An 11,854-nucleotide genomic window follows, 5' to 3' on the forward strand; every position below is an offset into this window, starting at 1 on the left:
CGAATTTTTACCTTCCTGTATCATCTAGATTCTTTGTTAGAGAGGAGCTAATGATTGAGAAGTGTCAGAATTGAAAATGTCTCGAAGCAATTTGGTCAAGTGTATGGCGTGAAAGACTTAAATCTTGAAATAAAAGCTGGTGAATTTTTTACCTTTCTCGGTCCTAGCGGCTGTGGCAAAACAACCACTTTAAGGATGCTTGCAGGCTTTTATTACCCTACTAAAGGCAAAATTCTTTTTGATGAGCGAGATGTCACTCGACTTCAGCCCAATAAGCGCAATATCGGCATGGTATTTCAAAATTATGCCCTTTTCCCCCATATGACAGTTGATGAGAATATTGCATTTGGTTTACAAGTTCGAAAATTTTCAAAAGCTGAGATTCAGCACAAGGTTGATCGAATTAGAGGCCAAGTGCATCTTGCTGCTTACGGCAACAGAAAAATAAATGAGCTATCTGGTGGACAGCAGCAACGTGTTGCTTTAGCTAGAGCACTCGTGATAGAGCCAGATATTTTATTGCTTGATGAACCTCTATCCAATCTAGATGCAAAATTGCGTGAGGAAACACGTATTGAAATCAAACGAATCCAATCTGAGCTTGGAGTCACAACGATATACGTTACTCACGATCAAATGGAGGCCATGTCTATGTCGGATCGAATTATGGTCATGGAAAATGGCTATATCAAACAAATTGGTACTCCTCAGGAAATTTATCATCAACCCAAGGATCGTTTTGTGGCAAATTTTATTGGTGAAACTAATTTAATTGAATGCTCAATCCAAGCTATTGATGGGGAAAATGTACAAGTACGAACAGTGAATGGACATAATTTAACTGGGCGAAAGCAACAAAGCTCTCCCTCCTTAACGCATATGATTGGAGACAAAGTATTTATTTCTATTCGTCCAGAATCGATTCAACTTGGTACTGGTGAAAACACATTAACAGGAAAAATTACATTTGTTGAATTCACAGGCATTAGCGTTAATTACATTGTAGATTTTACTGCGTTCTCACTTAAAGTAATGCTTATTAATTCTTATGACCAAATCAAAAAGATCGGTGAAGATATTACAATCCATATGGCACAAGATTCACTATACTTTTTAGGGGAATAGGAGGAAGCCAATATGGAGAAACAGTCTGAAAGTACGTGGACGCGAATTTTTCATGCTAATTGGTTTGTCTATGTTTTAATATCGCCATTATTTTTAGTGTTATTCGCCTATGTGGTTTACCCCTTCTATCAAACTTTCATCCAAAGCTTTGCTGGCGATGAAGCATTCTTGCACTATAAGAAATTTTTTGATATAGCTAGTCCAGCAAATTTAGAGGCCTTGTGGACCAGTATTTATATTTCATTCATCAGTGTTATTTGCTGTGCACTTGTTGGGGTAACAATGGCCTTTTTACTAGAACGCTATAATTTCCCTGGGAGACGGATATTGTCTGTTTTAGTTTTGGTTCCAATGGCACTTCCTCCTCTAGTAGGTGTTTTGTCCTTTTCATTTTTATATGGTGATAGCGGGATTTTCCCACGAATTTTTCAGCATCTATTTGGTTTGGATCACGTTCCTTTTGCCTTGAAGGGAATATGGGGTGTCATCGTTGTTCATACATTCACAATGTATACGTACTTCTATTTGACTGCCTCTGCTGCCATTAAGGGGCTTGATCCTGCTCTTGAAGAGGCAGCTACTAGTCTGGGTGCAGGGCGTATTCGCGTATGGACAAAGGTTATTTTACCAATGCTCACACCTTCTATTGTTGCCTCATCCTTATTGGTGTTTATGATTTCTATGGCTTCTTATACTGCACCTTTGATGTTTGGTGTAGAGCGTACTATGACGATGCAAATTTATTTATCACGTACAAATGGGAATCTTGAGATGGCTGCAACACAGTCGATGATATTATCTTTTGTATCTATCACTTTTTTAATCATTATGCGCTGGTATCAAAATCGCAGAAATTATCAAAATCTAAGTAAGGGAATTAGTGTTCATCGTTCAGAGGTATCCTCAAAAAAGGTAAAAATTATAGCAACAATTGCTTCTTTTGTTGGCACATTAATATTGATACTGCCTATTTTAGTGCTGATATTGATCTCTTTTTCTGTGGATGGCGCTTGGAAAACGCAAATTCTCCCGACCGACTATACAATTGATCATTATATTGCCCTTTTTACCGATGAGCGCACATGGCGGCCTATTTGGAACTCCATTCAAATGGGTGTCATTGCAACACTGGGCAATATCATCTTTGGTGTCGCGGCTGCTTATGCTATGGTGCGCTTAAATTTTAAAGGGAAAACCTTGCTCGATATTTTGATAATGGTACCTTGGGCTTTGCCAGGAACAGTTGTTGCTGTTAATTTAATTGCTGCTTTTAGTACAGAAAGTATCTTTAGTTTTAATCAAGTATTGATCGGGACATTTTGGATTTTGCCATTAGCCTACTTTATTCGACATTTACCACTTGTTTTTCGATCAACATCCGCCTCTCTTGTACAGCTAGATCAATCGATTGAAGAGGCATCACGTGGCTTAGGAGCCAACTGGTGGTATACATTTAGACGTATTGTCGTGCCTTTAACATTCACCGGGATTTTAGCAGGGACACTCTTAGCCCTCGTGCAAAGCTTTGGTGAATTTGTTGCATCCATTCTAATTTACAGTACATCCACTATTCCATTGTCTGTAGCGATATTCCAAAAATTATATGCATTTAAATTTGGGACCGCCTGTGCTTATGGTGTCTTACAAATTTGTTTAATTTTAGTTGTCCTTATTATTTCTGAAAAACTATCAAAAGGCAGTGCTGGTACAGCCATTTAGCTGCCAATCTATTAGGGGGCCATGACAATGTTTGAAGATTTTCGCAATAAAACACAGCTGGAAGATGGGATGATATTCCCTTCTAACATCTATCGAAAAATCGTTTTACAGCCAGCTTATGATGAGGCAAAGAAAAATTTTTTAACAATTATGCTACAAATCAATATTGCTCATTTAAAAATGTTAGAAGAACAAGGACTTGTAAAAAAAGATGAAGCAAAGCAAATTGGGATAGCTCTAAAAAAAATTGACTTAAATTATTATCGTTTAGAGGATTACAGTCCCCAATATGAGGATTTATTTTTCCGCATTGAAAATAAATTAATAGAGCTTGCTGGAGATGTTGCTGGAAATCTTCACATTGGCAGAAGCCGAAATGATATGGGTATTGCCATCTATCGAATGACATTAAGAAAAAAATTATTACTATTAATGCGCGAGTTACTAACATTACGTGATGATTTAATCGCTGCTGCAGAGGAACATATCGATACCATTATGATTGGCTACACACATACACAGCAGGCCCAGCCTACAACCTTCGCCCATTATTTAAAGGCCGTGATCGATCAGCTAGAGCGTGATTTTGAACGAATGCAGCATGTCTATAAAACCGTCAATCGTAGCAGTATGGGAGCCGCTGCCTTAACAACGACAGGCTTTAATATTAGTAGAGAACGTATGCGTGATCTACTAGCCTTTGATGATATTATCGAAAATGCATGGGATGCGGTTGCAGGAGCAGATTATATAGCTGAGGCTGCAAGTATTGTACAGCTTGCAGCACTCAATCTTGGCCGTACTTCTCAAGATTTTTTATTATGGGCTACTCAGGAGTTTAATGCGTTTACACTCGCAAGTCCATATGTTCAAATAAGCTCTATTATGCCTCAAAAGCGTAATCCTGTTTCTATAGAACATACACGCTCATTACTATCTGCGGTTGTAGGAGATGCAAGTACAGTATTACAGATGGTACATAATACACCTTTTGGCGATATCGTAGACACTGAGGATGATATGCAGCCTTATTTATGGCGTGCCATTGACCGCTTAATTGGTATTTATAAGTTGTTTGGTTCGCTTGTTGTTACAATGGATGTCAATAAGAAGAAGTTAAAAAATCGCGCTGAAAATAGCTTTGCGAATGTCACTGAGCTCGCTGATACATTAGTCCGTTCAGAGGGCATTTCCTTCCGTCAAGCACATAGTATTGTTAGTAAATGTATTAAGGTTCTACTTGCTCATGGAGAGGAATCATTAGCTAGTCTTACATGGGGACTTGCAAATACACAATCGAAATTGATCACGGGCAAGGAATTAACTATTTCAGAAGAGGATTTCTATAAGACATTAAAACCAGAATCTTTTGTTGGTGTACGAACATTACTAGGTGGACCCGCTCCAGCCACTATGAAAGCTGCCCTTGAACGCTCCAAACTGAATGCCCATGATTTTTATGAATGGATTCGCTTAAAGGAAAGTTCCATTATTGAAGCAGAAAAAGAACTAACAGCCTTTCTAGAGGAATGGAATCAATGAAGCAATGGTTATTAATTATTGATGGTGGGGCGACAAAAACAGCATGTGCAGTTGTTCATGCTGAATCTGGTGACATTGAATATTCTATATCCGCTAAAGGCTCTAATTATCAAGCCATTGGTGTTGAATCAGCTACAGCAATTTTACAAGAGCTTTTAGCAAATGTTGAAACATTTTTGCAAAAGTATCCTAATTCTCAAATCGCTGTAGCTACCTTTGCTTTAGCTGGCATTGATTCTCCGAAGGATCATGCAATCGTCGTGGCCATTGTTCAAAATGCTCTTCAGACCACACAGCTACAAATCGATACACTGATTATTGAAAATGATGCGGAGGCCACACTATTAGGTGTGACTGCTGGACAGGCAGGTGCACTACTCATAGCTGGAACAGGAGCTATTGCCTATGCCTTTGATGGGCAACGAATTGTACGTGTAGGGGGTTGGGGACATCGGGCTGGCGATGAGGGAAGTGGGTATTGGTTAGGGCAGGAAGTCGTAAGAGCTATATTTAAAATGGAGGATGGTCGTGGGAAACCAACAATCTTAAAGGAAGCCGTCTTTCAATCTTTAGGTATACAAGATGTTACAGAGCTCGCTGAATGGCTCTTCCGCCCTTCCTATACCAATGCACAACTGGCCAAGATGGGTTCCTTTGTGGCAAAGGCAGTCGAGCAAGAAGATGCTTGTGCCATCGAAATATCTCAACAAGCTGCCCACGAACTAGCTATTCTAGCTAACGCTGTATTGAAAAAAATTAACTATCAGAATACACCATTTACTCTATATTGTAATGGTGGTGCCATCAAACATAATCCACTCATTTTAAAGATCTTTACAGAGGAAATAACCTTCATGTATCCTCAAGTGGACATTATCCTTTGTCAGCATCAGCCTATTACTTATTTAATTGAACGAACAAAAAGGGCATATGACTGTTTATAAGTCATTGCCCTTTCCTTGCTTTTAAAGTGCCAGTCTCTTCAATTCATTCGTCGTAAAATAGAGATACCCATCCTTTATAAATAAATCCTTCGAATCCTCCCTATTTAGTATCTCTTCTCCACTACCATCTGGACGAATCTTTGTTAAATACGCCCCTCGGGAATAATTACTAAAGTAGAGCCAACCATCCGAATAAACGATATATTGTGCCCGTGAATTTGTGACACGCTTCGTTTTACCAGTTTTCATATCTAGTACATATAACTTATTGTCATCTGCAATATTACTATAAAACAATTGGTCTCCAACCTGTGCTGGGAAGTCTATATCATGATAATAACTATACAGTGTGCTTGTTGCTTTTGGATAGTCTTCAGCAATCCACGTGTGATCCTTCGCCATTGTACGGTCATCTACTAAAAAGTATTGGTAGCGTATTGCGCCCTTACGATCTGGTACTGGATCATTCCATGTCGTATCGAGATGATACCATTGTCCATCCAGCTTGACTAGATTCCACGCATGTCCCTCTTGACCTACATAGCCTACGATATATTTTGTTTCAATACCCAATTTTTGAAGCATAGAGTGGGCAAGTAAAGCATAGCCCTGACATACTCCCCCGTGCTCGGCAAGAACGGTATAAGCGCTGTGTGGGCTAGAATTCGTTTGTTCTGTATAGGAAGTATTGGCAACAATATAGTCATTGACAGCTCGTACCTTTTCTACATCCGTCATAGATTTTTTACTAATCTTAGCAATAATTTCTTGAACATTCATCTCTACATATGCCGCCTGCTCTGGCGTCATTAAATAGCTCTGTTCTCCAAAAATAGTTGCTTTATTTCGCCCATATTCATATCGAATTGAATGTTTACTTACATGGCCGTAAACATAGTCATCGCGTTTGATAGCATTGTTATAGGCCTCTTCTACAATTTGTTCAATTCGCTGTGTATTTCCTTTATATTGAATTTCAAACTTTGGTGAAAAGCTATTATAGTACGCATACATCGCATCAGCCAGTTCCTTGGCATTTGTCACGACTAACTTTGTTTCAGGTTTCTGAATAGGTGGAGCTGTAGGGGCTACCTCCGCTTCATGGACATCTTCTATAGGTAGGGCTGTTTCAATTGAGGCATTATCTGAAAGTCTTGCAGTAACATCTACGATCTTCTCTTTTGTTGAAAGTAGCATAGTTTCTATTTCATCATTATTTGTCCAATCGACCACCTGCTGAACAACAGCCTTACCAGCCGTATAAATAGGATCAATAAAAATAATAATAATGGCAATTATAGCCAATTTCTTCCACAAACTCCTCACCTCCAACCGTCTTCCTTACATTATATACAAAAAAAGCACAAAGAACTCACTTAAGGGTCCATTTGTGCCTGTTAATATTTGTTTGTTGACTTAATTAATTTTAAGTTTATGTTCTTTTGTCTGGACATTATACATTAAATAATTGTCACTAACCTTTAAATTTGTTACTGGCTGCTTCACTAGCACCTCAGCTTTTAACGTTTTTAAATCTAGCTTTGTCAAATACCCACCGTTACTGTAATCACTATAATATAGGTTTTGATTAGTCCCTGTAATATACAACGCACGTTTATCTAATACCTTTGACTTGCTACCACTAGTCATATCAAGCTTATACAGTTTATCGTTATCTGCAGTATTACTAAAATAAACAATATTATTTAACTGATGTGCGAAATGAACATTAAGCATATAACTGTATTTAGTGCTTGTAGCAGTAGGATAATTTCCTTTAATCCAAGTGTGATCTTTGCTAATTTGATTGTCCGACACTAAAAAATAGTCATAGGACGCCGCACCAACGCGATTTGGCAAAGGATCGTTCCATGTTGTATCCAAATGATACCATTTCCCATCAACCTTTACTAAATTCCAAGCATGTGCCTCATTCCCATTTACAAAACCTACAACATATTTTGTCTCTATCCCAGACTGCTCTAACATAGCATGTGCTGCCAATGCATAACCCTGGCATACAGCCTGTCCTTCAAAAAACAAAGCATAAGCACTATGTGGACTTGCCTTAGTTTTAGTCCCGTACATAGTATTGGATACAATATAATCGTTAATAGCTTTTACTTTTTGGAAATCTGTCATAGAAGGTTTGATAATATTTTTCAATATTAGATTAATCTTTTTTTGTACAGCTACTTCTTGAGTTTGATTTGTCAGGTACTTCATTTTATACGTTACATTCCCTAGAGAATCTGCGGAAACCATGGTACTTTCTATATGTCCACTTGCATAAACGGCTTGTTGCTTAGCTTTTTCAAGTGCGTCCATCATTTCTTTTTTGAGGTCGCCTATTTTGCCTGTATACGTAATTTTTATATCGGTCTCAAAGTTTTGTATTTGCTTTGCAAGTTCTTCTGTTAATTGATCCCAATTTGCTACTGTTGAGTTAGCAACCATAGGATAAATTTGGGAGGTATTTTCTGTTTGTTTTGCATAGACTGCAGTTGGACTTAATATCAATAAAGCCGCACCACATAACAATAATTTTTTCATCACTCATCACCTTCCCTTTGATTCTTTCTTCACTATTTAGCATAGCAAAGAATGTACCTACTAAGCTATCATACAAGTTCACTAACTAAGACTTTTAACTAAAAATATATTAAATTTTATATAATATAAAATACCTAATAATAAAATATAATTAGCGAATATAACTATTTTTTTGCAAAATAATAAAACTCACCTAATTAATAGTGAGTTTTATTTCGATTTAGATTCTGTAATTGTTCAGGAGTTTAGAAAATTATCTACTTTTCACCACTAAATTAACTGCTTCCTGAATGGCTTCGTTCATTTTTTCGCCATCCCCTTCAGCATTCTGTACACATTCCAATAGGTTTGTACTAACAATAACCCCAACTGTACGGTCTACAGCAGAGCGTACTGCTGATAATTGCGTAATGACTGCCTTACAGTCTTTTTCCTCCTCCATCATTTTCAAAATGCCACGTAGCTGTCCTTCCATCCGTTTCACACGATTTTTCACTTGATCTGAATATTCCATATACATTGCTCCTTCTCTTATACTCGCTACGCTCTAATGAGTGATCGTTATTCTTTATCCTAGCTCATTATTTTAAATTTAAACCTAGCCATTACTATTCCTTGGCTTTAGATAATTTATGAGCATTCTCGTAATAATGGTACCAGCGTTTGTTATTTCATCGTACTGAATTATTGAATTCTTCTTTATACGTAATTGCCCAATTTCAACTTCGAAAACTGGACACTTTCTTTTAAGTGCAGCAACTAACATGTTTGTATCATAATCATAGCGTTCACCTTTTACTTTCATTAACCAAGGCAACTCATTGATGGAAATATAACGTAAACCTGTTTGTGTATCCATTAATTTCTTATGATACAGTATCTCGAAAAATAAGCTTGTTGCACGATTTCCCCAGTAAGAAAGAAATGTACTATCAGTTGAACGAAAGTTACGTACACCTAGCACAATCCCTTCAGAAAACACCTTTGTCATCGTTAAAACAAGCTTCACATCTTGTAAAGTATGTTGCCCATGGGCCCCAACTGTAAGGATACCATGGCACCTCGATTGTTGTTCTCGTATATATGCAAAGGCGGTCTTAAGTGCGCCACCCTTACCGATATTGCAATCATGCTGTAGTACTTGGCAGCGTTCAATTTTATCTAGGTTTTCAAAAATATCTTTATATTTTTGATCACTCCCATCATTGACAATGATGATTTGTGTAATAGTTGTTGCTAACAATTGATGTACATAGGTAATGAGTGATTGTTGTGGATTATATGCTGGTATAATAGCTGCAATATTTTTCATTTCGATCCCCCACCTAAAGGCTGACAGGTTCTCCGTAGCTACGAATCTCCCTTATATCAAATAGTATCATGTAACAGCAACAATTCAACTGATGAATCCCATTAAAACATATCAATAATATCGATTTTTCTCCGATATATGAACAAAGAGATGAAGAGGCGCTTTGTAAAAAGGTGGAATAGGAAATTGCTTGCAACGACGCCGAGGTAATTAACTGAAAGAGGTGAGTACTTTCGTCATGCATTATGAAAATCTTGAAGAACAATGTCAAAAATTAAGACAGCTGTCCTTCACAATATTAGCTAAAAATTTACAGGATGCTAGTTTGCTCGCCATTTCAACCCCAGCAGAATCCTTACAGAAGTCACTTCTTGTATTAGAGGAAATTTTATATGAGATTTACCGATTGGAAATGCATACCGAACCCAAACTCAAAAATGTTCGAATGCTATTAAATAATCGAAGTTTTGTGGCTCAAATTCATCCTCGTCGGATTTATTTATTGATGAATCTAATTCATAAAATGACAAGCCATACTAGTAATGACATTGTAGAAGCCAAAGCAGCTAAAATTGTTTTAGACTATCTTAGCGATATTGTCGAATGGTTTATGAAGCGCTATGATCGTAGTTTCAAGTCGAACCGCCTGTCTTCTCATGTCACAGAACTTCCTTCTATATTTGATAAAAATATACTTCAGCATGAGCAGTCACGAGAGGCTTACGAACATGCTGTCAAATGGTTTGAAGTAGCTGCCCAGAACGGAGATGCAAGTGCTCAATATAACTTAGGTGCTCTTTACAATCATGGTCGAGGGGTAGAAAGAGACTATAGGCTTGCAAAAATATGGTATGAACGAGCTGCCGCACAAAATGACGCAAATGCTCACTATAGCCTCGGTGTACTTTATCATCTAGGCCAAGGCGTTATACAGGATTATCTAGAGGCTGCACGTCATTACCAAATAGCGGCTGATTTAGGGAATGCTGACGCTCAATACAATTTAGGGGTACTCTATAATCAAGGCTTAGGCCTATCTCAAAATTTTAACGAAGCTGCCAAGTGGTATACCTTAGCAGCCAATCAAGGTAATACAAGTGCCCAAAACAATCTAGGCTTCCTTTATCATAATGGCACGGGTGTGGAGCAAAGCTATGATAAAGCCGTTGCCTACTTCAAAATGGCTGCCTTAACTGGAGATGCAAGTGCTCAATACAATCTCGGCTATATGCATCTAAAAGGGCGTGGTATTCCCCAAAACCAAGAAGAAGCGGCAAAATGGTTTCATATGGCTGCTTTACAGGACCATGTTAACGCAGAGTTTCAACTGGCCATGCTCTATAATACTGGGCAAGGAATGATAGAAGATCATATAGAAGCTTTAAAATGGTTCAAGCTAGCGGCACATAAAGGACATTTAAATGCTCAATACTGTCTTGGCCTGCTGTATGAAAAAGAACAGAATCTTGTGTCAGCAGAAAAGTGGCTACTGCTAGCTGCTGACAATGGCCATATCAGCGCTGGCTTCGAGCTAGGACGTCTATATGTATATCAGCTTCAAGATCCAGCCAAAGCAATGTCATATTTTAGGTCTGCGGCAGAAAAAGGCTATGCAGATGCTCAGTATGAGCTTGGCCTATTACTGACATCTGGAAATGGTGTTCCTATAAATTATAAGGAGGCCGTGATATGGTGGCGAGCAGCAACTGATCAATCACATATTCAAGCTGAATATCAATTAGGTCTACTATATGAACAGGGATTAGGGGTAGCCTTAAATCTTGAAGAGGCGCGCAGATGTTATCGCCTAGCAGCCATTCAAGGCCATGCAGGTGCGCAGTATCAACTAGGCAATATATTTGATAAAGGTAAAGGGGTAGAGCAGGATTACACAGAGGCAGCTAAATGGATTGAACAGGCTGCGTCACAAGGACATATGAAAGCACAATACCAATTAGCCCAAATGCACATTCATGGACAGGGCGTACCAAAGGACTTTGCAAAGGCAGCCCAGCTTTATCGACTATCTGCTAATCAAGGACATCAAAAAGCCCAATTCCAGCTTGGTATGCTATACAAAAAAGGGCATGGTGTTGCACAAGACTATCAAGAGGCGACAAGATGGCTGAAAAAGTCACTTGAAGAAATTAAATAAATATTTTAAAACCTACCGCATCACGAATGACACGGTAGGTTTTATTAAAGACTGCTATTATCCTTTTGTTGTTGAATCATAAATGTTACAACAATAAATAAAGCAAAGCTAATTAATAGTGTAGTTCCTCCTACAATAAAGAAGACTAATGTAAAAGTGCTACCAAAATTAAATGGATTTATATTGTAAAACCACATGCCTAACGTTAAGCCCAGAACACCCACAATAGCTGTCCAACCATGAATGGTTACTAATTTTTGTGATTTCACTTTGAAGGCTCTATAAAAAATACCCCAGGCAAACATACTAAGCCAGCCGACCAGTAAAATATGTGCATGTATCGGTCTATATTCATAGCTACCTGATCCCGACATATGTGAACCTAAATATGTGCCGATTAAAGCAAAGATTGCCGCTAATCGAATAAGACGTATGCTCCACTTTTGTTCCATACGATAACTCCCCCTAGTTGTGTTTCAACTAAGTAGCAGTTTATCGTGTGAA

The 11,854-nt window shown here is 38.1% G+C and carries 10 protein-coding genes; 5 read left to right on the forward strand and 5 right to left on the reverse strand.

Translation table 11 applies throughout. The annotated features are described in order from the left end of the window. Nucleotides 1-54: 54 nt before the first annotated feature. From ACMGGO_RS22030 to ACMGGO_RS22045, 4 genes are read left to right on the forward strand one after another with little or no spacing between them, the layout of a single operon-like run. Entirely contained in the window at nt 55-1,125 is a 1,071-nt protein-coding gene (locus ACMGGO_RS22030; RefSeq protein ID WP_066038451.1) for an ABC transporter ATP-binding protein, read from the forward strand. 12 nt (nt 1,126-1,137) lie between these two features. Next, nucleotides 1,138-2,844, forward strand: a complete 1,707-nt coding sequence (locus tag ACMGGO_RS22035; protein WP_115673079.1) for an ABC transporter permease — start codon at nt 1,138-1,140, stop codon at nt 2,842-2,844. A 27-nt stretch (nt 2,845-2,871) separates the two neighbouring features. After that, nucleotides 2,872-4,386 carry an argininosuccinate lyase gene (gene argH, locus ACMGGO_RS22040; RefSeq protein WP_054548557.1) on the forward strand — a complete coding sequence of 505 codons (1,515 nt, stop codon included), beginning with the start codon at nt 2,872-2,874 and terminating at the stop codon, nt 4,384-4,386. Beyond that, nucleotides 4,383-5,330: an N-acetylglucosamine kinase gene (locus tag ACMGGO_RS22045; RefSeq protein WP_054548558.1), complete on the forward strand. Its 948-nt coding sequence runs from the start codon at nt 4,383-4,385 to the stop codon at nt 5,328-5,330. The genes argH and ACMGGO_RS22045 overlap by 4 nt, the downstream gene beginning before the upstream one ends. 21 nt (nt 5,331-5,351) lie before the next feature. On the opposite strand, the gene ACMGGO_RS22050 is transcribed toward ACMGGO_RS22045, so the two are convergent. The 4 genes from ACMGGO_RS22050 to ACMGGO_RS22065 form a co-directional block, all read right to left on the reverse strand. Next, a complete protein-coding gene (locus ACMGGO_RS22050; RefSeq protein WP_054548559.1) occupies nt 5,352-6,647 on the reverse strand; it encodes a transglutaminase domain-containing protein in 1,296 nt (431 codons plus the stop codon). A gap of 99 nt (nt 6,648-6,746) precedes the next feature. Beyond that, nucleotides 6,747-7,883 carry a transglutaminase domain-containing protein gene (locus tag ACMGGO_RS22055; RefSeq protein ID WP_420282270.1) on the reverse strand — a complete coding sequence of 379 codons (1,137 nt, stop codon included), beginning with the start codon at nt 7,881-7,883 and terminating at the stop codon, nt 6,747-6,749. 253 nt (nt 7,884-8,136) lie between these two features. Continuing rightward, nucleotides 8,137-8,397, reverse strand: a complete 261-nt coding sequence (locus ACMGGO_RS22060; protein WP_004233098.1) for a metal-sensitive transcriptional regulator — start codon at nt 8,395-8,397, stop codon at nt 8,137-8,139. An 84-nt stretch (nt 8,398-8,481) separates the two neighbouring features. Next, a complete protein-coding gene (locus tag ACMGGO_RS22065) occupies nt 8,482-9,195 on the reverse strand; it encodes a glycosyltransferase family 2 protein (RefSeq protein ID WP_257962181.1) in 714 nt (237 codons plus the stop codon). Between the two features lie 238 nt (nt 9,196-9,433). Here ACMGGO_RS22065 and ACMGGO_RS22070 point away from each other — a divergent pair, with 238 nt between their 5' ends. After that, nucleotides 9,434-11,350, forward strand: coding sequence for an SEL1-like repeat protein (locus ACMGGO_RS22070; RefSeq protein WP_066038444.1), 1,917 nt, complete (start codon nt 9,434-9,436; stop codon nt 11,348-11,350). 44 nt (nt 11,351-11,394) lie between these two features. Here the strand turns inward: ACMGGO_RS22070 and ACMGGO_RS22075 are convergent, their stop codons facing one another. After that, the gene (locus ACMGGO_RS22075; RefSeq protein WP_048395933.1) at nt 11,395-11,802 is read right to left on the reverse strand and encodes a hypothetical protein; all 408 of its coding nucleotides are present in this window, start codon (nt 11,800-11,802) and stop codon (nt 11,395-11,397) included. Between the last annotated feature and the right edge of the window lie 52 nt (nt 11,803-11,854).

The organism is Lysinibacillus sp. BNK-21, assembly GCF_048684915.1.
Classification (GTDB): domain Bacteria; phylum Bacillota; class Bacilli; order Bacillales_A; family Planococcaceae; genus Lysinibacillus; species Lysinibacillus capsici.